This window comes from Rubripirellula lacrimiformis (genome assembly GCF_007741535.1).
In the GTDB taxonomy this organism is placed as follows: Bacteria; Planctomycetota; Planctomycetia; order Pirellulales; family Pirellulaceae; genus Rubripirellula; species Rubripirellula lacrimiformis.
In genome coordinates this window covers 27,198-50,959 of the sequence record NZ_CP036525.1, presented here as the reverse complement: position 1 = coordinate 50,959, position 23,762 = coordinate 27,198, and the positions used below count along the sequence as shown (strand labels likewise).

At 57.5% G+C, this 23,762-nt stretch carries 18 protein-coding genes; 6 read left to right on the top strand and 12 right to left on the bottom strand.

Features of this window, described 5'->3' with window-relative positions; genetic code table 11:
• Positions 1-32 precede the first annotated feature (32 nt).
• The 7 genes from K227x_RS00190 to K227x_RS00160 all read right to left on the bottom strand — a co-directional run bounded on the left by K227x_RS00190 (position 33) and on the right by K227x_RS00160 (position 9,608).
• The gene (locus K227x_RS00190) at positions 33-2,696 is read right to left on the bottom strand and encodes a vWA domain-containing protein (protein ID WP_145167403.1); all 2,664 of its coding nucleotides are present in this window, start codon (positions 2,694-2,696) and stop codon (positions 33-35) included.
• Positions 2,693-3,247 carry an RNA polymerase sigma factor gene (locus K227x_RS00185; RefSeq protein ID WP_145167401.1) on the bottom strand — a complete coding sequence of 185 codons (555 nt, stop codon included), beginning with the start codon at positions 3,245-3,247 and terminating at the stop codon, positions 2,693-2,695. The genes K227x_RS00190 and K227x_RS00185 overlap by 4 nt, the downstream gene beginning before the upstream one ends.
• Positions 3,248-3,475: 228 nt before the next feature.
• Positions 3,476-4,504 (bottom strand): cytochrome d ubiquinol oxidase subunit II, encoded by a 1,029-nt coding sequence (cydB, locus tag K227x_RS00180; protein WP_145167399.1) that lies wholly within the window; start codon positions 4,502-4,504, stop codon positions 3,476-3,478.
• Positions 4,501-5,973: a cytochrome ubiquinol oxidase subunit I gene (locus K227x_RS00175; protein WP_145167397.1), complete on the bottom strand. Its 1,473-nt coding sequence runs from the start codon at positions 5,971-5,973 to the stop codon at positions 4,501-4,503. Before K227x_RS00175 ends, cydB begins: the two co-directional genes overlap by 4 nt.
• A gap of 60 nt (positions 5,974-6,033) precedes the next feature.
• The gene (locus K227x_RS00170; RefSeq protein ID WP_145167395.1) at positions 6,034-6,771 is read right to left on the bottom strand and encodes a class I SAM-dependent methyltransferase; all 738 of its coding nucleotides are present in this window, start codon (positions 6,769-6,771) and stop codon (positions 6,034-6,036) included.
• A gap of 3 nt (positions 6,772-6,774) precedes the next feature.
• A complete protein-coding gene (locus tag K227x_RS00165; protein ID WP_218933655.1) occupies positions 6,775-7,914 on the bottom strand; it encodes an FAD-dependent oxidoreductase in 1,140 nt (379 codons plus the stop codon).
• 185 nt (positions 7,915-8,099) lie between these two features.
• Entirely contained in the window at positions 8,100-9,608 is a 1,509-nt protein-coding gene (locus K227x_RS00160) for a tetratricopeptide repeat protein (protein ID WP_145167393.1), read from the bottom strand.
• A 273-nt stretch (positions 9,609-9,881) separates the two neighbouring features.
• Between K227x_RS00160 and K227x_RS00155 the strand changes: the two genes are divergently transcribed.
• Positions 9,882-13,025 carry a protein kinase domain-containing protein gene (locus K227x_RS00155; RefSeq protein ID WP_145167391.1) on the top strand — a complete coding sequence of 1,048 codons (3,144 nt, stop codon included), beginning with the start codon at positions 9,882-9,884 and terminating at the stop codon, positions 13,023-13,025.
• Between the two features lie 134 nt (positions 13,026-13,159).
• Here K227x_RS00155 and K227x_RS00150 read toward each other — a convergent pair whose 3' ends face one another.
• A complete protein-coding gene (locus K227x_RS00150; RefSeq protein ID WP_145167389.1) occupies positions 13,160-13,498 on the bottom strand; it encodes a histidine triad nucleotide-binding protein in 339 nt (112 codons plus the stop codon).
• A gap of 122 nt (positions 13,499-13,620) precedes the next feature.
• Here K227x_RS00150 and K227x_RS00145 point away from each other — a divergent pair, with 122 nt between their 5' ends.
• From K227x_RS00145 to K227x_RS00135, 3 genes are read left to right on the top strand one after another with little or no spacing between them, the layout of a single operon-like run.
• Positions 13,621-14,691: an NAD-dependent epimerase/dehydratase family protein gene (locus K227x_RS00145; RefSeq protein ID WP_246146394.1), complete on the top strand. Its 1,071-nt coding sequence runs from the start codon at positions 13,621-13,623 to the stop codon at positions 14,689-14,691.
• Positions 14,688-16,241 carry an ArnT family glycosyltransferase gene (locus K227x_RS00140; RefSeq protein WP_218933654.1) on the top strand — a complete coding sequence of 518 codons (1,554 nt, stop codon included), beginning with the start codon at positions 14,688-14,690 and terminating at the stop codon, positions 16,239-16,241. The genes K227x_RS00145 and K227x_RS00140 overlap by 4 nt, the downstream gene beginning before the upstream one ends.
• Positions 16,234-17,082 (top strand): glycosyltransferase family 2 protein, encoded by an 849-nt coding sequence (locus K227x_RS00135; RefSeq protein WP_145167383.1) that lies wholly within the window; start codon positions 16,234-16,236, stop codon positions 17,080-17,082. The genes K227x_RS00140 and K227x_RS00135 overlap by 8 nt, the downstream gene beginning before the upstream one ends.
• Here K227x_RS00135 and K227x_RS00130 read toward each other — a convergent pair.
• Together K227x_RS00130 and K227x_RS00125 are read right to left on the bottom strand one after the other, a co-directional pair.
• Positions 17,052-17,987 carry a hypothetical protein gene (locus K227x_RS00130; RefSeq protein WP_145167381.1) on the bottom strand — a complete coding sequence of 312 codons (936 nt, stop codon included), beginning with the start codon at positions 17,985-17,987 and terminating at the stop codon, positions 17,052-17,054. The two genes, K227x_RS00135 and K227x_RS00130, sit on opposite strands and share 31 nt — an antisense overlap.
• Positions 17,984-18,994 carry a vWA domain-containing protein gene (locus K227x_RS00125; RefSeq protein WP_246146393.1) on the bottom strand — a complete coding sequence of 337 codons (1,011 nt, stop codon included), beginning with the start codon at positions 18,992-18,994 and terminating at the stop codon, positions 17,984-17,986. The genes K227x_RS00130 and K227x_RS00125 overlap by 4 nt, the downstream gene beginning before the upstream one ends.
• A 188-nt stretch (positions 18,995-19,182) precedes the next feature.
• On the opposite strand from K227x_RS00125, the gene metK reads away from it, so the two are divergent.
• Entirely contained in the window at positions 19,183-20,364 is a 1,182-nt protein-coding gene (gene metK / locus K227x_RS00120; RefSeq protein WP_145167379.1) for a methionine adenosyltransferase, read from the top strand.
• A 103-nt stretch (positions 20,365-20,467) separates the two neighbouring features.
• Positions 20,468-21,316, top strand: coding sequence for a metallophosphoesterase family protein (locus K227x_RS00115; protein ID WP_145167377.1), 849 nt, complete (start codon positions 20,468-20,470; stop codon positions 21,314-21,316).
• 263 nt (positions 21,317-21,579) lie between these two features.
• Here the strand turns inward: K227x_RS00115 and K227x_RS00110 are convergent, their stop codons facing one another.
• Positions 21,580-22,983: a trypsin-like peptidase domain-containing protein gene (locus tag K227x_RS00110; protein ID WP_246146392.1), complete on the bottom strand. Its 1,404-nt coding sequence runs from the start codon at positions 22,981-22,983 to the stop codon at positions 21,580-21,582.
• 230 nt (positions 22,984-23,213) lie between these two features.
• A complete protein-coding gene (locus K227x_RS00105) occupies positions 23,214-23,633 on the bottom strand; it encodes a hypothetical protein (RefSeq protein ID WP_145167373.1) in 420 nt (139 codons plus the stop codon).
• Positions 23,634-23,762: the final 129 nt, after the last annotated feature.

The window sequence follows — 23,762 nt, the reverse complement described above, 5'->3', positions numbered from 1 at the left end:
GCCACTGAATGTTCGGATGGTCCTAAGTTGGATCATTTCCCGCTTAGTTGTCGCGATTGCCGGATCATCTGCAGCAGCTGCTGGACCCGTTCGGCCCTCCGCGCCGCTTCGGGCAAATTGGCGATGGCGTTGTCCAATATTTTCAAGTCGACGGTTTCACCCAATGGATCGCCGCGCAGTTTCGCAGCCAGCAGTGCCGCCGACGTTGCGATTCGAATCGGCGGCGTGGATTCGTCAAAACGCGGGGCATCGGGTTCGTACGCGATCGGCCAAACGTTTTCGATCATCTGGCCCGTCGATACGTCACGAAAACGGACGGACACCGAACCGACATCACCGACTCCATCGGGTTTTGCTTCGAACTGATAAACCGCCACTCCCGCCTCGGCCGCCGTCATCTCGGCTGCGTCGACTTGGTCGTTACGGAAATCCTGTTGCTTCAGACGGTGTTTTTCGAACCCCAACAATTTGTATCGACCGACACGTTGGGGATTGAATTGGATTTGAACTTTCACGTTCATGGCCGACGGACGCAGGGCACCGGCGATCTGGCGAGCAAAGCCGTCATCAGCCGCGTCCACCGAATCCAGCAAGTAGTACCGCCCATCGCCTTGCCGAGTCAGTGTTTCCAAGACTTCGTCATTCAAACCATCGGCACTGATCCCGGCGGCATCAAACGCGATCCCTTCGCTTCGCATCGTCGTGACCAAACGCGACAGACGTTCGGGGTTGGCGTCGCCCAAGTTCACGGCCCCATCGGTCATCAGAATGATCCGGTTCTGGGCTCCGTCGGTCTGCTGATCACGTGCCTTCTCCAGAGCCAATTTCAACGCGGCTTCTAGGTTGGTACCGCCGGCGCTGGGCAACTGATCGACCAGTTCGATCAACGGTTGTGATTCGGATCCTTTCACTTGGTCAGCCAATAGTCGAGGCTGACGAGCGAAGCTGATCAAAGTGACCTGATCGATCTCGGTGAGTTGTTGCGTCAGCAGGTCGAATGCGCGGCGGACCGTTTGCTGCCGGTCGATTCGTTCCATTGAACCCGAGTTGTCTAGCAGCAGCGTCAGTCTTAGCGGAGTCGCGCTCGATCGCCCTGCCGCGGCCGTTCGCATCGACACCCGCATCACATTGCGCTGTTGCAGAAACGGATGCACCGCTTGTTCCACACGACACGACACACGTTCGCTTTGGCTGGGCAACGGATCCCCATAGTCCAGTGCGTTGACGAACTCTTCGATGCGTACTTTCGCCGGATCCGGCCACGCCCCACTGGTCAATGAAGCCCGAGCCAGCTTGAAGGAGACGTCACTGACGTGCAACGAGAATGTCGAGAAAGCCTCGTCGGCGGCAGTCTGTTCGCCCAGCCCCGCAGGCGGCGTCGTCTGGACCGATGGTCGGTTCGTTTCTCCAGGTCCGAGAGATCGCAGCTTGGATGAATCTCGTTCTAGAAGTTCCCGTTCTGAATGCAATTCATCCGATGATCCTGGTTCGGGACTGATATAGCGAGAGTAACCATATCCTGCACCGGAGGCTACTTTTTGGTCTTTGTCAGCATTGCCAGACTCTGACTCCGTCACTTGCATCCGCCAAATATTCTTTGGCTGTTGACCTGTCGATGCGAGTGGAACGAAGAGACCATTCGTCACGAAATCTCTCTTGTTGACCTCTTCACCGAGGGTGGAATCACCGTGCTCGGAATCGCCATCGGCGACAGCACCGAACATGTCGTCAGCCATATCCCGTTTGTCGCTAAGCGAGCCAGATTTCCTAGCGGGTTGTTTCTTTGCATCGGCAAGTGGGGCAGGTGGTGCAGCGGGCGTGGCCGTATCGGTTTGCAACGCGCCGCCCGCCATGCCTCCCCCCATCCCCATACCTGCGTCCATGTCAGCGAAACCATCCGCCATGGCAAAGCCATCGGCTTCTTCGACTACATCGAATCCAAACTGATCCCGACGACCAAAGCGGGGCGAATCCCCTGATGGCTCTTCCATCGAATAGCGAAGCGTCGTGCCTCTACGGAGCTGATTCAAACTCTGTTCGTTTTCTGTGTCGACCGTGATCGCCTTTCGGTTCTGTGACTCGGGCGTCGCCGGGAAATACTGAACGTCGTCCTGTAAGTAGTACGGTGACGGTAACTGCGACCCTACGACAACGCCCCCGCCAATTCCACCGCTGGACTCCCCCCCCGATGCAACATCCTCGACGCTGGATGCTGCTGCAGACGCGTCCACCTGAACCGATGCCTCGACCATGCTAACTTGATCGGACAATTGGGTCGTGGTCGAGGTGATCCATTTCGTACCCAAGAACACCGCCACACACAGCAGGGCCGCAATCTTGGCGATGCTTTGCGCGATGTGCTTCAAACGATTTCGGCGTGCATCGACGCAGTGGAGGCGAAGCGAATGATCGATTGCTTCGTTCACATCGCCATCGATTGCCCGCAGCACCGTCTGCCGCTTGGAATCGCTCAATCGCCAATCGTCTTCGTCATCCAAAGAATCCAGCGTCGCGGCGTCTTGCAGCAACCCATCCACGTCCTGTATCTGTTGCAGAAAATCAGCCAGGTCCGATCGCTGGGCCACGATTCGCATCAGGTCGTCGCGCTCGGATTGGGATGCTTCGCCCATCACCATTGCAACGAGACGAGTTTCCAGTTCGGATTCATTCAAAGGATTACCATGTTCGCGATTCATAGGACATCATCCATTCCGAGCGGACGTAGCTTGCCGGCCAAACCCTTCAAAATATGATGCAGTCGATAGCCGACGTTCCCGACGCTTAGCCCGGTGCGATCGCTGATGTCGCGATATGCTAGGCCCTCGAAATACTTCAGCTTCACCAGCTGCTGATCAGTTTGATCCAGTTCTTCCAACAACATGCGCAGCGTTCCAGCAGCCTCGGTTCGCAGCAGGGCCGTTTCGGGATTGTCTGCCGGACCGTGGGGATCTTCGATGGGGAAATCATTCTGCCCAAGCGACTCGCGATGCCGGCTGCGAAGATGGTCCAACGCACGGTTGCGTACACACCGAAACAACCAAGCCCTAGGGGCGTCCACTTCGTCCCACCGCGTGTGCAGTTGCAAGAACACGTCTTGCACAATGTCCTCGGCGACCGCCCGCTGACCGACCAAAGAGAACGCAAACCTCAGTAGCGATGACTCCTGGGAATCAAACAGAGTCCGGACCGTTAGCTCGTCTGAGTCGGGCTCTCTGGATCGGACGATTCGCGGAGTCGGTTGCAACATGAACCTATTTCACCTGGGACGACGATCTCAACAAATTCATCCTCTCAGATAGAAAGACGCCCGGGCCGTTGGTTTCTTAGTGGTTTTCAGAAGAATTCCCGAAAAAGGGCTCCGCAGCGGCGAATTGGAGTGTTCCAGGTGCCCGTCGTGGACTTCGCCGGGTATGCCGGGGGGAACAGCCAAGAAGAGGGAATTCTGGCGAATCCCACTCCGGGAAAACTGATTTGGTTAGTAGCTGTTGGAATCTAGCTTCACTTTGCCGCGGAAGATCCAATAGATGATGACCGTATAGCTTGCGACGCATGGCATACCGATCACGGCGATGATCAGCATTGTCTGCAACGTGCCTTGGCTGCTGCGAGCGTTGTCCAAGGTGACGTTGTAGGCCGGATCCAGCGTTGACAACATGAAGTTGGGAAAGATCGCGACGCTGAACAGGGTGGCCAGCGCTGCGATGACCATCGACGATGTGAAGAACGCGTAACCTGGTTTGCCAAGATGCATCGCGCGAGGAATGTTCAGCACCGCCAATGCGTTAAGCAGCGGGACGATCCACAGGATCGGGTAGTTGGCGATGTTCTCCGTTGCGTGCGGTACGTGCACGAACGTGGCCACGGAAACCACCAAATACAAAACTGCAAAAACATAAAACAACTTGGTGATGACCTTACGAATCCGGTCCTGCAGTTCGTCTTCGGTTTTCAGGTATAGAAAGATCGCACCGTGAAGTGCGAACAGCGAAACCGTCAGGCAGCCGACCATCAATGGATACCAGTAAATCTGGCTCAGCAGGTTTCCCTGATACTCGTATTTTGGCCCCAGCTCCATACCCGCCATCACGTTTCCGCCGGCGACGCCTAGTAGGAACGCAGCAGTGAACGACGACAAGAAGAACCCGACATCCCAGACCTTCCGCCATGTCGGCGAATGCACCTTGGAACGAAACTCCAAACTGACCGCGCGGCCGATCAGGCAGGTCAGCAACAGATAAAACGCCGTGTAAAAGCTGCTGAAGACGGTTGCGTAGGCGACCGGGAACGCTGCGAACAACGCGCCACCGAAGGTCACCAACCAGACTTCGTTCCCGTCCCACAACGGACCGATCGAATTCATGACCAGTCGACGTTCACGATCGTCCTTGGCAATGAACGGATGCAGAATCCCGACGCCCAGGTCAAACCCATCCAGGATCGCATAGCCGGTCAGCAGCACACCGAGCAACAGAAACCAGATGAAGGTCAGTAGTTCGTAGTTCATTGTTCCCCTCCGTCCAACATGTCGCCGCCCAGTGCTTTTCCACTGCGGCTAAAGTTTTCAGCCATCGATTCTTTCTTCAGCTTCCGCTTGTACTGCGTCAGTTCTTCCGCACTCTCGGGGCCGTGCTGGATTTTGTTGTTCAACACGAATACCCAGACCGCGAACAACAGCGAATAGATGATGCTGAACAGGATGATCGAACTGAGCACTTGCTGGGCGGTGACCGATTCGCTGAGACCGTCAGCGGTTTTCAAACCCATCATCTCGACGCCGTCCTGGACCGACGGATAGACGATCCAGGGTTGCCGACCGACTTCCGCCGTGATCCATCCGGCCTGGTTCGCCGTCATCGCCGCGATGGGCATGAAGACGACCGCCCACAGCAACCAACGTTTTTCGATCAACGTGCCACGGTACCAAAACCAACACGCCAACCCGGCCACGCCGATCATCAGCGTGCCCAAGCCGACCATCAAATGAAACATCTGAAACGGCAACCACACCGGCGGACGTTCGTCTTCGGGAATTTGGTCCATCCCCGGAACCGGTTTCGTCGGATCGTTGTAAACCATCAGGCTAAGCAGATACGGCACCTTCACACCGAACTTCACTGTTTCATTTTCCGCATCCGGCCATCCGAACAGGGTCAGTCCCGTCGGCTGGTCGCTGGTGTGAAAGTGGGCCTCCATCGCAGCCAATTTCGCAGGCTGAGTTTCCACCAATTTTTGTGCGGAATCATGACCTGTGATCGCCGACAGCAATGTGAAGGCGAGCGCCGTTGGCAGCGCGATCGATAGGCAACGCTTAGCGACGTCATGATGGCGATTGCGAAGCAGGTAATACGAACAAACCGATGCCACAAAGAACGCACCCAAAACAAACGCGCCCATCAAAGTGTGCGTCAATCGGTCGACCGAGGACGGGTTCAGTACCATCCCCCAAAAACTGGTGACCTCGGCCCGCGGCATCATTTCGCCCTGCACGTCCTGCCAAACAATGTGGTATCCAGCGGGCGTTTGTTGCCAACTGTTGGCGATCACAATCCAAACGGCACTGAACATCGAACCGAGCGACACCATCAGCGTGCTGAATAGATGCATCTTTGGCCCAACGCGGTCCCATCCAAACACCAGCACCGCTAGAAACCCGCTCTCCAGAAAGAACGCAAAGATGCCTTCCGCCGCCAGCGCCGAACCGAACACGTCACCAACGAATCGCGAATAGGCAGCCCAGTTGGTTCCGAACTCGAACTCCATCACGATGCCGGTGGCCACTCCCATCGCGAAGTTGACCGCGAACACTCGCGTCCAGAACCTTGCCGCGGCTTCCCAGGCTGGGTTCCGAGTCCGATAGTACGCCAGTTCGCAAAGGAACAACTGCAGTCCCAATCCGATCGACAAGGGCGGGAACAGATAGTGGAACATGATCGTTCCAGCGAACTGCAGCCGACTGAGTATTTCGACATCCATCGTGTTCCCGCTCTCCTGCGATATTTCGCGATTGGTTGGTTTGATCAGCCGCGATCGAAATCAATTCTTCGGCTTGCTGAAACGCAGCAGATAGTTCTCTTCAAAGGCGTCCACTTGGACTTCATCGATGAACGTGAATCCTGCCGCAACGACCTCGCTCTGGAACACTTCCTTGCCAGCACGAACGTGGCCGATCAGAAACTCGCGTGACTGACCTGGGATCCGATTGAAATCAATCATGATCAATCGCCCACCCGGTTTCAGTGCACGGTAGATCGATGCCAGCGACTTGGCCGGTTGCTCGAAGTGGTGATAGGTATCGCAGATGAAAACCATATCCACGGACTCCGGCGGCAAACGGATCGAGACGTCGGTCCCCAGCACCGTCGTCAGGTTTTCGATCCCATCGTCGGTGGCCCGCTTGGCGATGTGTTGCAAAAATTTCGGTGCGATGTCGACGCTATAGACCCAACCGTCCCAGCCGGTCGTCTTGGCGAACAGTTGGCTATAGAAACCGGTACCCGCACCCACGTCGGCGATCCTTTCGCCCGGCTTGATCTCACATGCCTTCAAAACTTGCTTACGAGCGACATAGACTTCGCGGCTTTCCACCTCGAACCGTTCCAGCCATTCGTCAACGTTCAATTCGGGGTCTTTAAATTTGTCATTGATCCCCGCCGGCAACGTGACTTGGGCGGGTTCGGCAACAGCAGTGTCTTGCGCATCGATCTGTGAACTTGTCAGAAGCGTGAACGCAAGCACGGCGAAAACGGTACAGGAAACCTTGGGAAGATACATGAACTAACCATCCAATTTTGGGGTTTGAAACTCGGAAATGAATCGCTTGTCGATCCACGTTTTAAGATGCCAGCACCAACGGGCATGGACCGTGATCGGACCGTACTGCAGCAGTGCTTTGCCGTCGCCGGTGTTCAGCAGCTTCAGGAAGTCTGACTGCGGCTGGAAAGTCTTCATCGTTCCACCCGACAAGAACGATCGCAAGTTATGCCACAGGATTGGACATTGCCTGACGGCGTAGACACCCGCTTTGGGGGATGGGGACTGCAGGATCGTGCCCGCATCACCGACGGCGAAGACGCGCCGATCGGACAGGGATTGCAGTGTGCCCGAAGTCGCGATGAAGCCACGATCATCGGTCTGTAGCGACAGCTTTCCCAGCACCTTGGGAGCCGCCGCCCCGGTGGCCCAGATCACGACATCGGTGTCGAATCGACGACCATCTTCGGTCGTGATCGATGCGTCTGTGACCTGCGTTACTGGCGACCCGTGCGTGACCGAAATGTTTCGCGATTTCAATAACCGCTGAATTTTTCTCACGCTGCGTGGCTTCATCCCGCCGGCCACCGTGTCGCTGCTGGTAAAGATCGCGATGGAAAACTTGCGGCTCTGTTCTCGCTTTTCGAATTGCTGATGCAAACACAAAGCGATCTCGACACTGGCGACGCCGCCGCCAACGATGGCGACCTTCAACGGTCCCTCGCCGCAATCGCCCACGACGTCGATCCGTTGTTCAAGCCGCTGTAGAAACGTTTGCATCGGTTTGATCGGGACCAACGACTTCGCAGAATCGTGCAATTCCCAACCTGCGGGCATCGAACCGACACCGATCGATAGCGCGTCGAAGGCGATGGAGTCGTGGTCCGCAAAATGAAGCTTGCCGGTCGGCAGATCCAAACCATTGGTTTCCGCAAGCACCAATTTCGCCCCCGCTCGATCGCACAACGCGGCCAAGTCGATCCGCATTTGATCCTGGCGGAACTGCCACCCCAACGTTCCTGGCAACATTCCCGAATAGGTCGCGCCGGGAAACCTGCTGACGCATGTCAACGTGCAATCTTCGATCGGATCGTCAATCCATTGATGGACGATGTGTGCATTGGTGTGACCGATGCCCAACAGTACGATGTTCTTGGTCGCCACTACCGCGTCACCTGTTCGTCATGGACGCAAACAAAGCTTGAACGAAGGGATGATCCTTCGCGGTCGCCCCTGGCGGGGACAAGGATCGATTCTCCCAGCCAGAGAATGTCACGTTAATGTAGGCCAACCGACGATCGGAAACAGTTGCGGCAGATCATCGCAGCCGGCGGTGATGGCGAACGAGTTCATTTTTGTGTCGATTCTAGATTGGCCGATTTCATGATCGCCAACCATTTCATCTGAGTTTCCTGGGTCGGTTGGTCCACCTTCAACGTGTACGCCAAGCGATGCACGTCCTGTTGGCCTTGGAAGAGCCGGATCAGTTGGTGACGTTTGGCAAAATCGGGAAGCTCGGGCAGTTCCAGAGCGACGATCACCGAGTCGTCCTGGGTGTCGAGAATCTGATACTTCATGTTTGGGTTTGCCGCCAAGACTTGTGCAATCATGCTCTCGGCAATCTCCATCATCGTTCCCATCCCGGCAGCATCCATGATCCGCTGGACTTCGACCTGTTCGGTCCAATTGGAAATCATTTCACCAGGCAAGTAGTAAAGCGCTGTGATTTGTCGGTTCGCTTTGTTACGGCTGCCACACCGCCAACCACGGCCGTCCAAATCAACGGTGACGATTTCTTTGGGTTGGAACATCGCTTCGGTGGCACCGCGCAAATCGATGACCTCGTGCAATCGCCCCTCTTGAAAATCGATCCCGTAAAACGCATAGACGCGGCGTTGCCGACTTTCGCCCAATTCGATCACTTGGTCGGGGTCGCCCAACAATCCGATCACGGTTTCGGGAGGCATACCGACGGTGAACACGCTTAGCGATTCAAACTTTTTGAACAGCACGGTCATTCCTTGGGCGGCGCCCGAGTGGTTCGGATCGATCTTCCCTGCGACCCGCAGTTGCGTCCAAGCCAGCGGATAGTTTCCGATTTGGTACAGCGCCATCGCGTAGTTGGCGCGTGCGGCGACGTCCAATGGGTTCGCATTGGCGGCGGATTCCAGTTGCGGAAGGCTTTGCGCGATCGCAGCGATATCGACAACCGGTTGGACGATTGGTTGATGCCCCATCAATTCCAAATGGGGGATGGCTTTTGGCTTCCTGACCTCGGCTTCGGACTTCATCGCCACTGAATCGGCAGCGTCGGAAGGCGCCAATTTTCCCACATCATCCAGTCGCGTCAGCTTGAAACCGTCCCCATCCCAAAACGCCATCACTTCGCCGGTTTCGCGGTCGGTGGTGTGATAAAAACCATAGCACTGGTTCACATCGACCTGGGCGCGTTCAGCATGCACCTTGGCCCGCTGGGATCCGAAGGTTTCGGTGGCGGGACCGAACGTGGCATCTTGGTTCAGCACGTCGATCCCGCTCTGCGAGATCTCGTTCAGGCGGATAATGTCGCTGAGCATTCCGGGTCGGAGTTCGGGTGGGAAATCGGGCGGCAGGCTGAAATATTCCGACGCGGCCAAGTAGTCTTCCTTTTCCAGCAGTCGGAAAACATCGTTCAAGGTGTCGATCAATGCGGATTTGGTCGGCTGGGCCTTGGTCGGTTCGGCTTCCGTCGTGGACTCCGGCGTATCGGCGGCCTGCTGGGCCCAACAGGTTGGGGCCAGATTCGCCTGCATTCCAAGTGCCCCCGCCAAAGCGAAAACCAGGGCCGGAAACAAAGGCCGTTGAACACGGATCGACATGGTTTTTCTTTCTACGAAAGCGGGTTGGTTTTCGAGCAGCCCGACGCGTGACGGACCGTTGGAACGATAACGGGCGTCGTGGATTTCGCCAGAAATCATTGCAGGTGAACGAATTCTAGCGAATCCCACTCCAACGACCGCCACGGATCGTTCCGACGGTCCTAAAAGCAGCCGAAATGACAAAACGCAGAAAATGGTGTCAGACGTTTGCGTTCATCTAGGTGAGATACCCTAGAACAGTCTGTGAACACGCCACGATGAGGGGAGACCCCGATGATGACCGCCACCAAGTGTCCGCCCAGCGACCGACTGAAAGATTTCACGCTGGGCAGATTGCCGGATCACGACAGCGATGAATTGTTGGTCCATTTGGCTGATTGCTCGAAGTGCCAAAACGAACTGGATGGCTTCGATTCAGAAGACGATTCGTTGGTCGATGCGCTGCGAGATGGCGATGCGGCATCCCCATGGAATATCGAACCGGACTGCCAATTGGCGGTGGATCGTGCCATCCATGCGATCGGGAGCACCGGATCGCTGGACCACGCCGCCACGATCGGCGAATACGAGATCATCCGGCCGCTGGGCCGTGGCGGGATGGGCAACGTTTATCTGGCCCGACATACCAAATTGGGGCGTCAGGTGGCACTGAAAGTCTTGGCCCAACATCGGCTTGCCGATGCTCGCATGCGAGAACGGTTCGAGGGCGAAATGCGGGCGGTCGGTCGACTGAGCCATCCGGGCGTTGTCACCGCCCACGATGCTCGCGACATCGACGGAACCGCCGTCTTGGTGACCGAGTACATCGATGGACTGGATCTGGGGCAATTGATCGCTCGCACCGGTCCGATCGATACAGCCGATGCTTGCGAGATCGTCCGCCAGGTGGCGGTGGCGCTGCAGTACACCAGCGACCAAGGGTTCGTGCACCGCGATGTCAAACCGTCCAACGTGATGCTCGGTCGGGGCGGCGAAGTCAAACTATTGGATCTAGGACTGGCCCGGTTACAAGATCGTTCGCCAGAGCACGCGGAACTGACCGCGACCGGGCACGCGATGGGAACAGCCGACTACATCGCACCGGAACAAGTATCCGACAGCCGCCAGGTCGACGTGCGAGCCGACATCTACGCGTTGGGTTGTACCCTGTTCAAACTGCTGACCGGATCGGCTCCTTTCGTCGGTCCCGAATACGGCACCGTTTTCGCCAAGATGACCGCCCATGTATCAGCCGATCCACCTGCCCTGAGCGATCAGATTGCATCCGCACCGGCCGATCTGGTCAAACTGGTCGCGTCGATGCTGGCCAAAGATCCCGCGTCCCGCCCGCAAACACCCGACGCGGTCGCCCGGGCATTGGCCACGTTGGCTGGCGGGTCGAACCTGCCGGCGTTGATCGGGCAAGCGATCACGCTTTCGCCAACGGACGAAAAAGCAAGAACGACCCATCCTGCCAAGCCTAGAACCAAGTCATGGTGGCGACGCACCGTACCGATGCCGTTTGCGATCGGAGCCGGCTTCCTGGGACTGATCATCGGTCTTTTCGGCGGCATGTTCGGCGGTACCCTGATCCGCGTCAAACATCCCGACGGAACGGTGGTGACGATGGAGGCACCCGAAGGCAGCGAAATCAGCATTCAACCGAAACCATCGGTTCCACCTGGCGACGATCCGCAGGTGACCGGTATCGAAGAACATCAGCATGACAAAACGGTTGCGGTGGCGCCGCCTGTTGAGGCACCCGAGAACGTGTTCTTGATGCTTGGCATCCTGGCGACCGATGAACAAGCCCAGTCGCACATGGAACAACATGGGTTCCATCCGACCGCTGCGCCGGCACCAGACTCACGTTTTCATTGGGTGCGTGTCGATGATCCCGACATCGCTGTTCCCGCAGGAGCCGAGGCAGACGGCATTCGATACGGATTGATCGATACATCCAAGTCGATCATGTTCGCCGATGGCACCCTGCGTCGCGAGATCGAAACGATTCAAAGCCGCGGCACCGAACGGCTGGAACTAAGACTGACGGAGGAAGCCGGAAACAGGATGAAAGCGCTGACCGGTGCCAACCTTCGCCGCAGGCTGGCGATCATGGTCAACGGCAGCATTCGCATGGCTCCCATCATTCAAAGCCAAGTTGGCCGCGACCTTGTCATCACCGGGAAGTTCACACAGCAGGAAGTCCAGTACTTGATGGACAGCCTCAGCAGCGGACTGGTGAATCCCGTTAAACCTGCGGGCACACCGACTGCGATTTCAAACGCCCAAGTTGCGCCCAAACCGAACGTCGCACCGGACGATCAGCAACGATTCCAAGGGGTTTGGAGATCTTCCGCCAGCAAACTTTTCTGCTTCGACGGTAACCGGGTCTATCTCCTCAATTCCACCCCTGCATTTGATTTCGGGAAATTCGAATTGCAAGGCGATGCCGAAAAACAAATCAAATTGAATTTTGATCATCGGAGTCCCTTCAAGGAAAAAGCACTTAAGGACAAGGCCTTTGCAGGAACCTATCGTTTCCTGGCCGATGATCTAGTTCAGTTACTGATGGTCCGGCCATCATTGATAGGATCGGATCCCGATAACTTTGATGATCATTTGACTGATCCACAGGAACTGTTGCTCCTAAAACGCCTCGGCGATCTGCCGGTCGATGAGCAGGAAGTGGAAAAGATCATCGCATCAGCCCCCATCAGAAAGCTTGATTCGGGCCAACGTGAAGCGACGTTACGAGCGCTACTGCACCTGGCCGAATTGAAATCGATCGGATTGGAAAGCTACTTGATCCTGCACCAGCGAGATTTTGAAGCTGCATCACCGTCGTCCGATCAGCGAAACCTGAAGATGATTGGACTAGCGTTCCATAATTTTCATTCTGCGCACAAACAGTTTCCTGCGTCTGTATCCATCGAACGGGTAGGGACACACGGAGTCAAGAAGGATGACAAGATCTATCCCTTTTCGTGGCGCGTCGCGATCTTGCCGTTCATTGAGGAAGCCGATCTGTTTCAACAGTATCGGTTCAATGAACCATGGGACAGCGAATCCAATTTGAAGCTGATCGACAAGATGCCAGCGGTCTACGGCGATCCGTCGGCCGATCCGGATTTACCCACCGGGCACACGAGCTATCAAGGCATTGCCGACGGCAGCGGCGCGATGGGGCAAGACACAGGCACCAAGATCCGTGACATCCGTGACGGCCTGTCGAACACCATCCTGGTGATGAAAGCCGAATCGTCGGTTCCGTGGACCAAACCGGCCGACCTGACGGAAATTGCGGAGATGAAGGACGCCGATTCGATCACGTACTTGCTTGCCCACGGATGGGTGCAGACGATGAAGCCGGTCGATGTCGAGAAGCTGCAAAAGTTGATCACCAAAGACGGCGGCGAAGTGATCGCGGCACCGTAGCTGGACAGTGTCGTAGGCCGGAACAAGGAGCGGAGCGACGCAGATCCGGCAAGCGAGCAAATTCCGCCTACCCCCGAAACATGCCGGAACAGCGCTGCGCTTGTTTCGGCCTACGGGTTGGTTGCGGGCCGGACTTAACCTGGTGGCCAGGTCATTTTTCGGCCGCCCATGACGTGGAAGTGCAAATGGGGGACTTCCTGACCACCATCGTCGCCACAGTTGCACACCAACCGATAGCCACCTTCCAAACCTTCGGCGGCGGCGACCTGGGATGCCACGATGATGCAGCGTCCGACGATGGCTTCGTCCGCTTCGGTCAGATCGGCCAGCGACACGATTTCCTTCTTGGGAATCACCAAAAAGTGCGTCGGCGCTTTGGGGCTGATGTCACGAAAGGCCAAACACACGTCGTCTTCGTGCAGGATTTCGGCGGGAATTTCTCGGTCGATGATTTTGGTAAAAATCGATGGCATCGCTAGTTTTCGACTCGATAGGGTTGCAGGTTCAGAAGCTCGATCGGATTATCCTATCCGACACGTCGTTATACTGCGTTGCCGGTTTGCGTCCGCATCTTCCCCGACTCGGGACTTTCACATTGAAAATTTTGATCACCGGCGTCTGCGGTTTCGTCGGATCCTGCATCGCTCGCTACTGGCTATCGGCCCATTCGGACGCAGAAATCTATGGTATCGACAATCTGGCTCGCAACGGCAGCGAAACCAATCGCCAGGATCTGATCGATCGCGGTGTGCGGCTGATCCATGGTGACGTTCGGATGCGCAGCGATCTGGAATCGATCGGGCCGGTCGACTGGGTCATCGATGGATCGGCACTGCCCAGCGTGCTGGCCGGCGTTGGCGAATCCTATTCCAGTCGCCAATCGGTCGAACACAACCTGTTGGGGACGCTGAATCTGTTGGAATTTTGTCACCAGCACCGTTCCGGTTTCGTCTTGCTAAGCACCAGCCGGGTGTACTCCATCGATCCCCTGACGCGGTTACCACTGGACGTCGACGACGAGGGGTTCGTTGTGGCGGCAGACCGGTTGGACGGCTCGATCACGGGAATATCGCCTCGAGGCATCAGCGAATCGTTCGCCACCTCTGCACCGGTATCGTTGTACGGTGCGACCAAGTTGGCATCGGAAACGATGGCACTGGAATACGGATTGGCATTCGATTTCCCGGTTTGGATCAACCGCTGTGGAGTGATCGGAGGTGCGGGTCAATTTGGGCGGTCCGATCAGGGCATCTTTACTTACTGGGTCCACAGTCACCGTCGCCGTCGGCCGCTTCGTTACCTGGGCTTCGGTGGCAGCGGGCATCAGGTCCGCGACTGTTTGCATCCCCAGGATTTGGCACGGCTGATCGATCGTCAAATCACCACCGGCGGCAGCGACCAGCCATCGCGAGTCAACGTCAGCGGTGGGACCGCATCGGCCATGTCGCTGAAACAACTGACACGTTGGTGCGACGATCGATTCGGTGTCCATCCGGTTCAGCCCAGCGACCAAATTCGGAAGTTTGATTTACCGTGGGTTGTACTGGATTCTTCGCTAGCCGAATCGGTCTGGGGATGGCAACCAGAGATTCCGGTGGCATCGATTCTGGACGAGATCGCCGATCACGCCGAGCATCACCCGAATTGGCTGGAGCTGTCACGATGACCGGGATGGACCCGCAACCATCATCGCCGCGTCGGGTTTCGTGGCGATGGGTATGGTTGCCGATCATCGTATTTGGACTGCTACGTTTGCCGACGGTGGTCCATTCGCCGGGGATGCAGGACGAACAGTGGTTTGCGGTGCCCGGGTGGACCGTATGGAATGAAGGTGTTCCGCGGATCCCTTATGTTCCCACGCGAAATCGCGACACGCTGTTCCAAGACGCCGACCAATGTTTGATGGCGTTGCCACCGGCCCTGTTCTATGTCCAGGCACCGTTTCATGCGATCTTTCCACCGGGGTACGCGACCAGTCGTGCACCATTGTTCCTGGCCGCGTTGCTGACGATCGCGATCACGTTTGGGTTGGCCCAGTCGCTCGGTGCGTCAACGGCATCGGCAACACTGGTGGCCACCCTGATGGCGATGTGCCGTCCGCTGATGTTCACCGGCACCACGGTCCGGCCCGACCTATTGTCGGCAGTGTGCGGGTGGATCTGTTTGCTGCTGTTGTGGCGACACCTGCGCAGCGGCCAACTTTCACCGCTGGTGGCCGGCGGGTTTGTGTGTGGGCTGGGCGGATTGTTTCATCCCTTCGCGTTGGTGTTTGCAATCCAGGCGGGCGCTGTGATCCTGATGGCCCGGTCGACGATCGCATTGAAACTAAAACGGTGGTCCATCTTTGGGGTCGCCTGCTTGGCGGCGGTCGCAATGTGGCTGCCATTGATCGTGAAGTACCCCAACGAGTTCCGCAGCCAGTTCTTTGCCAACGTCCTGGACCGGGCCGGACCGGGATTGCCAGCTCGCTTGATCTGGCCGTGGCCGGCGCTTCGACATCACGCCCAACTTGTCTATGAATTTGCCGGCGGATGGCAGATGGCGTTCTTTGCAATCGCCTTGGTCGCAGCATCCGTGATGGCGTTTGGCGGGCGACCGCGACGTGAATCGTGGGGATTGTTGGCGATGCTAGGCAGCAGTGTATTCCTGACTGCCGTGGTCGCGGGAATCCATCCCACCAAGGGCTACTGGATCTATCCCTGCGTTTGGATCTTAGCCGGATTGGCGATCGCGATCGATCGTTTTCGCAGCAAACCGGCGATGGTCATCGCCGCCGGACTGATGATCGCATGGATGTTGCCCGGCGGCGGACTACGAACAACCGGTCTGTACTGGACGCATTGGGGCGACGCGAAATTCCATGGTCCCAAATTCATCCACGGTGTGTTGGACGAACTGCCAACCGAAGGACTGTTCTTGGCGGACCTTTCTTATGTTTACGATGTCTACCTCAGTGGCCGCGACACCATGTTGTGCCAAGAGCGTGAACTTTATTGGGGCGATCGAGACTTGAAATACGAAGCAATCCTGTTGGCCTGGGAAGGCGAAGACGCCGGCTGGGCGGACCAGTACGACGCCGTGCTGTCAAAGACGTACGGGTCACGCGAACTGCCCCAAACCTGTTTCGTCGATGTATTCGTCCCCCGTTCGCCGACCGACCGATCCGGCGGTGACCAGCCGGAAACAAGCGTGGCCGAGGACAGTGATCATGAGTGAATCCGCGTCCCCGTCGTCAACCGATTTGCCGACGAAATTTGCCCCACAGTTGTCATTGGTGCTGCCGGCGTACAACGAACAGAACAACATCGGTCCCTGCATCGATGACTTGATCGAATGTCTGGTCGTCCAGCACGGACTGCGGACAGAGATCATCATCGTCAATGACAACAGCAGCGATGGTACCGAAGGTGAGGTCATCGACCGGATCAATCGCTGGCCCGATTCGGTGCGTTTGATTCGTCGACACCCGCCGGGCGGATTCGGTCGTGCCATCCGTACGGGGCTGGAATATGCCACCGGCGACGTGGTGGTGATCTACATGGCCGATCGATCGGACCACCCCGAAGACGCCTACCGGTACTACCAAAAGATCCAAGAAGGATACGACTGTGTGTTCGGTTCGCGGTTTATCCAAGGCGCCAAAGTCCATCGATACCCGCCGCTGAAATTGTGGGTGAACCGAATCGTCAACAAGTCGATCCAGTGGATGTTTTGGACCGACATGAACGACCTAACCAATGCGTTCAAAGCCTATCGCCGCGATGTGGTGAAAACCTGTGGTCCGTACAAGGCTTGCCATTTCAACATCACGCTTGAAATGTCGCTAAGTGCATTGATCGGCGGATACACGATCGCCGAGATCCCGATCGGCTGGGAAGGCCGGACGTGGGGATCGACCAACCTGCGGATGCGCGAGATGGGACGACGCTATCTGTGCACGCTGTTGATGCTGTTCTTTCAGCGGATTCTGATGAGCGACGATGTCCAATCCGAACGGTTCGGCCGCACCACCTTGGCAACCGAAATTCAGGGCGACCAGTCCAGCAGCGACGGATGAGGATGGATCGGCGTTAGTTCCAAGGACAGTTTCATCGGGCTAGCCGCATCCGCGAGCCCCGCCGCGCCGAGTTTATCGATCAACGTCATCGTCGGCCCGACTTGCAACACCATCGGCATCGATTGCACGTTCGATTGCCATTGTTGGTAGGACTGTTTGACTTCGGGCGGGGACGCCGATCGCCATCGCAAACAGGCGGCCAACTGCGCTAGTCGCGGCCGGGACGTATCCGATGTGATCGCGTCGACGACCGTGATCGCATCGGCACGATGCGGCGACGATAACAACCAGCTAGCGGCGACCAACCGCACGGCCGGTGATGGGTCGTTCAGCCTGCCTTTGGCGGCGCTGATCAGGTCGGCGGACGCCGACCCGTTCTGCCAAGCGATCGGAAGCCAGGCGATCACCAGCGGTGGCAAGGGCCGCGCGTCCAACTGGGAAACCAATTCCAACGCGATCTGCCCACGCGACGTCCGTCTAGCCGCTTCGGCCCCCATCATCGTCAACCACTGTTGCCGCCACACCGGTGGCCGCTGCTTCAGGACCTCGGGAAGTGCTTTGAGACTTTCGGCGAACCGGCCCGCAAAGAAATCCGAGACCGCTTCCGACTGATGACTGGACACATCGCCCGGTTGAATCCAAATCACTCGCGACGCCGCTACGATCGTTTCGACTTCATCACCGGCGACAATCAAACGTAGTTGGGTGGCATCCAAATCGACGACCTCGCCGTCCGTCTTTGCGATCGGCTGTGGATACCAATCGCTGGACGTCGAAGTCCGCGGTGTGGGTTGCAGCCAAACTCGGTCGGGGGTCTGAGCCGAGACTTGGCTCACCGATGCGACTGTCAAAGCGATGCAGACGACGAACCGAGTCCATCGGGAGTATTGCGACGATGGAATCATGGAGGGGTAGCCGTTTGTAGCCGCCGGATATCGACGTATTGATATTGTCCACCGTTCATGGCGGCCAGATCGCGCAGGAAGCTGTCCGAGGGAGCCACCGCGTCGCCACCGAACTCGATCGCGTGGATGGTCGTTCCGGCCTGCTGAGCGCGTGATTGGATCTGGCGTAGTTCGGATTCAGACAACCTGGGAATACGAGCATCGGTCAGAAAAAAGATCACATCGGGTGACAATCGCAGGGCCATCTTGATCGCCGTCTCGTGTTCGGTACCGCCGAACGCGGTCACCGATCGGATGTATTGCTGGGCCAATGTCAGGTTGGGTCCATCGCCGGCCATCATCTGGATGGGCATACCGGCGATCCGAAACGGGGTGGGTTTCTCGTTATAGAAGATCAGTTGAAAACGCTGCTTGTCGGTTAGAGTTTGCAGGCTGCGGATCAGTTCGTTTTTGGCAGCACGAAGCGGTTTTCCGCCAAATCCATTCATGCTGTCGCTGCGGTCAAACACGTACACAAACCGCGAACCGCTTCCCGAGACGCCGAACACCATTGTCGTCGCCTGGCCTGCATCGCCCGCCGTTGACCGACCGCGTCCATCGCCAAATGCGTCGCCATCTAACTGGGTTTCGCCGGCCAATCCGGTGGCCGAGTGGGGCATCGGAGTGGATTGCATCGATTTTAAAATGCCATCCAAGTCGATCGGCGGCGAAAGATCCGCCGGCGGTGCAGCGGCGGCCGCTGCCACCGATGATTGTTGATCCGACGGCGTTTCGGTTTCCGATACCGGTGGTTCCGCTTCGCGATAGAAGTCTCGATCGGGCATCCGATGAACCAGCGCGATTCCAACTCTGCGGTCCTCGGTTTCCCCGCTACCGCCCGGTTTACGGGTCCAGATCAAACCAATCCCGGTCAGCAGAACGATGTGAAAAACCAACGACATCAGCAGCGCCGGCCAGGCCTTCGCGGCCGGTTCCAGATCGATTGGCGCGGGTGCAGCGTCGTTCATCAAGGTTCGCAGGTGGGGGGGGAATGACGAAGGAAAGCAGAGGTTTCGCAGCGATAAAGCCGGACAAGCAGCCAAATCGGATAAATGCGCCGCTTCTCAGACTGTCCTCCGCCAAGTAGCCTAGTGCCAAATTGATTCTAGACCCAATTCGTCCCCCCCGCGGGGACGTAAGCCCGGAGAAAGCCGCCGTGACAACCGCTCGTTATCTGTTTACCAGTGAATCGGTCAGCATGGGACACCCTGATAAGCTAGCCGACCGAATCTCTGATGGGATTCTGGACGCACTGCTGGCCGAGGATCCCAACAGCCGTGTGGCATGCGAAACCATGGTCACCACCGGGATCGCGATCGTTGCGGGCGAAATCTCTACCAAGGCCAAGATCAACTACAGCGATGTCGTTCGCAGCGTCATCAACGAAGTCGGCTATACCGACGACCAGATGGGCATCTGTGGTGACACCTGTTCGGTGATGATTTCGTTGGACACGCAAAGTCCCGACATCGCCCAAGGCGTCAATTCGGACGATTCGTCCGGCAAAGACATCGGTGCCGGCGACCAAGGACTGATGTTCGGGTACGCCTGCAAAGACACTCCGGAACTGATGCCTCTGCCGATCGCGCTGTCGCACCGCATCATCAATCGAATCACCGAAGCTCGATTCAACAAAGAAGTCGATTGGCTGCGTCCGGATAACAAGGCTCAAGTCACCGTCGAATACGAAGGCAACACGCCCGTCCGTATCGACACCGTCGTCGTCAGCGCTCAACACAGCCCAGACGTGACGAACGAAGAAATCCAGAAGTTCATCAAAGAGAAAATCGTCCTTCCGGAATTGCCAGCCGATTTGGTCAAAGGCGACATCAAGTACCACATCAACCCGACCGGCAAGTTCGTCGTCGGTGGCCCACACGGCGACTGTGGCCTGACCGGACGAAAGATCATCGTCGACACGTACGGCGGTTGGGGTCGTCACGGTGGTGGCGCATTCAGCGGCAAGGACAGCACCAAGGTGGACCGTTCGGCCGCCTACATGGCCCGCTACGTCGCCAAGAACATCGTTGCATCGGGATTGGCCGAGCGATGTGAAGTCCAACTGGCTTATGCGATCGGCGTTACCGAACCGGTCAGCGTTCACGTTGATACCGAAGGAACCGGCAAGATCGACGACGCTCAACTTTGCGAACTGGTCCGCAAACACTTCCCGCTGACGCCCGCCGGGATCATCGATCACCTGCAACTGCGTCGCCCGGTGTTCAAAGAAACCAGCGCGGGTGGCCACTTCGGCCGCGAAGGCGACGGTTTCACCTGGGAAAAGACCGACAAGGCCGAGGCCTTGGCCGCAGCCGCTGGTGCCACCGCATCGGCGTAGTTTTGTTTCGATCCCAAGGGTAAGGAACCAACGGCGAACGAACTTGCCCCACCAGGTTCGTCGTGGACACCCGTGATCACCCCCGGTGATCACGGTGAAAGGAATGGCATCGGTGAAGCTGCTTTGGACAACCGATCCTCACTTTGACCACGCCACCGCTTCGGCATGGCAAACCTGGATCGATCAGATCGCGACCGCTGAAGTCGATGGTTTGATCGTCACCGGTGACGTGACCGAAGCCGACGACCTGGTTGCACGGCTTCGACAGATCGCCGATCGAACCGGGCGGCAGGTCTACGTGGTGCTGGGCAACCACGATTTCTATGGTGGGTCGATCGCCCACACCCGTCGCATGATGGTCAATCTGGCCCGCGAAGACGACCGAATCACCTACCTGACCGACTGTGATCCGATCCCGATCGATCCCGATGTATTCTTGGTCGGCGAAGACGGATGGGGCGATGCCACCATCGGCGACTTCGACGCATCCCCGATTCGACTGCATGATTTTTCGCGAATCACGGACTTCGCCGACATGCCGGCGATTCATTGGCGCAAGCAACTGACGCAACTTGGCCGCGAATCAGCGGATCGCTTGTCGGTCAAGCTAGACGGGCTGCCGAGGACATGTCGCGCCGTCCTGGTCGCGACGCATGTGCCACCCTTTCGCGAAGCCTGTTGGTACGAAGGTCAAACGACCAACGACGACTGGGCACCGTTCTTTGTTTGTGGGCAAGTGGGCGACGCGCTGCAGCGTTTTGCCAACCAACGACCTGCGGTTCAAGTCACCGTCATCTGTGGGCACACCCATCACGGTGGGCTGGCCAAGATGTCCGACAACTTGGTCGTCCGAACCGGATCATCGGTCTATGGATCACCGGGTGTCGAAGCACAGATCCAGTTCGACGGATCCGCCGCGATCCCGGATCGGATTCGTTTGCAGCCGGAGTGACCAGCCCGGATATCCCGACGCGATTGAACGCGCGGTGGAATCTTTGTCGTGGGCGGCGCTCTCGTCCCGGCTGGGTCGGCGAACTCGTCATGCTGTGCGGGCAGCGGTTTCGAATTCACCCCGGGACGTGAGCGCTAGCACACGTCGCTGTTGCTGGATTGGACGTCCTTCGGATCGTGCGGAAAAAGGTGTCCGATCACCGGGAACCGACCCTTGGAGTGCTTTGCATCCAAGGGGCCGGACACTTATTTTCCGCTCGTTCGTTAGCGAAGCGTGCTATTGGTCTGAGCCGCCAGTTGCAGGTGTCCAAACAGAGTTTGTTCGCGACGCACCAGATAGAACTTCGCTCGTGGTCCACGCTGCATATCAGGATGTTCCAAGATGCCCGCCAGATCCTTCATCGTCGCCGTTTGCCAGCCATGGATTCCCAACAGCACATCGCCGGGGATCATGCCCTGTTTGTCGGCCGGTGATCCGGGACGCACCTTGGTGATGTACAGCCCGCCGCGATAAGGCGTCTTCATTCGCTGGTTCAGACGACGCATCGTGGCTTCGGCGACTGGCTTGGCCTGGATACCGACAACGGACCACGCGGATTCGGCGACCGATTGCTGTTCGCCACCGGCGTGTTCACCAAGGACAGCCAAGTCGAATCGCTGACCCGATCGCTCGATGCTGATTTGCAGCGGCGTTCCGGGTGTCGTGTCGAGCATCGCCAAAGCGAAATCGAGTCGATTATTGATGGGCTGCGAGCCAACGCGGACCACGCGGTCTCCTGGCTTCAGACCCTCTCGTGCGGCTGGACTGCTAGCGGAAACATTGGCGATGGTAACACCGTCACCGTCGCGCGGTCCGCCGCTGGCTCGCAAACCCGTCAATAGACGACTCTCGTTGTGTTGTTCAATCATGTCCGTGACGACCTCGATAACTTGGTCGATCGGAATCGCAAATGCGATCTGCTGTGCACCGACACGAACGGCGACGTTGACGCCGATCATTTCGCCGGCAATGTTCAACAGTGGACCGCCCGAATTGCCTGGGTTGATCCCGGCACTGATCTGGATCAGATCGTGATACTCTTGGGTCTCGTTGACCGGTACATCACGGTGCAAAGCGCTGATGATCCCTTGGGTGCTGGTATGCACATAACCGTAGGCATTGCCGATCGCGATCACGCTTTCGCCGACCATCAGGTCGCTGCTGATGCCACGAGGAATCGTTGGCAGCGGTTCGTCGGTGTGGACTTTGATCAGCGCCAAGTCGTTGCGGATGCGAGCCGAAACCATCTCGGCGGTCGTGGTCTCGCCGTTGGCCAAAGTGACTTGGATGTTGTCGACATCCTCGACCACGTGATAGTTGGTGATCACATAACCGCGTGGGTCGATGACCACACCGGTGCCCATTCCGTTGACCTGGCGGAACGAGTCTGGCCCTTGGGCACCCGCCATTCCTGCCGCGGTCGTGCGGACCGTTTTCTGTCCGTGAATGTTCACGACGGCAGGCGATACCCGACGGATCGCGAGGACCGTCGGTGTTTCGCGGATGTCGGAAACTCGTCGCGAAGGCGATTGTCCGGCTGCGGTATCTGGATTGATCAACGAGCCGGCGAAGACGACGGCGGTCATCAAACAGAACGCAGCTCGGGAAACTTGAATATTCAGTCGCATTAGTTCCCGTACCCGAATCATTCGGATGCAAACGTCGGGCGGACTTACGATCGTTCCACCTTTTTCTCAACCGGCATTACCGGTATGGCTGTTTGCATCGGAACAATCCTGCGAGAACCTTGACTGACAAGGGATCACGCCGCAAGGTTTACCACCCTTAACACTTTCGTCCCCAAAGTGGTGTCGGATGGTCCTACCGAGGATGGCTAAGTCGGGGATTCTTCCAAGAATCAGTGGCCGATGATGGCTTCGGGTGCACCGAATACGGGCCGGACGGGAACGGGATGAAACCGAGGCCAAGGGACTTCCGGGGCCTCGCTTTTGCCATGCGAACCGAAAGCGGGGTCCGAGGGGTCCAGCTGCAATGGACCACCATCGAAACAGACCGCATCGGTCGGTTCACCCGTGAACGATTCGTCCAACATCATCGGGTCGAAATCGTCGCTGCCATGAGCCTGGTGTGCCAGCGGAGCGCGATAGGGTCCGAGGCCTACCGATCCATGTTTCCAATGCCCCAGCATGCCGCCTTCGTCGGACGGATCATGGTACCGCTGGCTGGGAACGTTCAACGCCACACAACCCACCTGGCAGCAAAGAAGTGCCAAACAAACCGTAGCGAAGATGCGAGCGTGAAGAGCGTGGGTGGGCATGAAAACATTCGTGGAACAACCGACGCTGCCGTCATGCAATGATGAACGACGGTCCGGATGTTCCAATTTGCCTGTACGAGTATCCCCCCACGTCAGACCGGATATTGTTGTTCAATCGGTCGTCAAAGC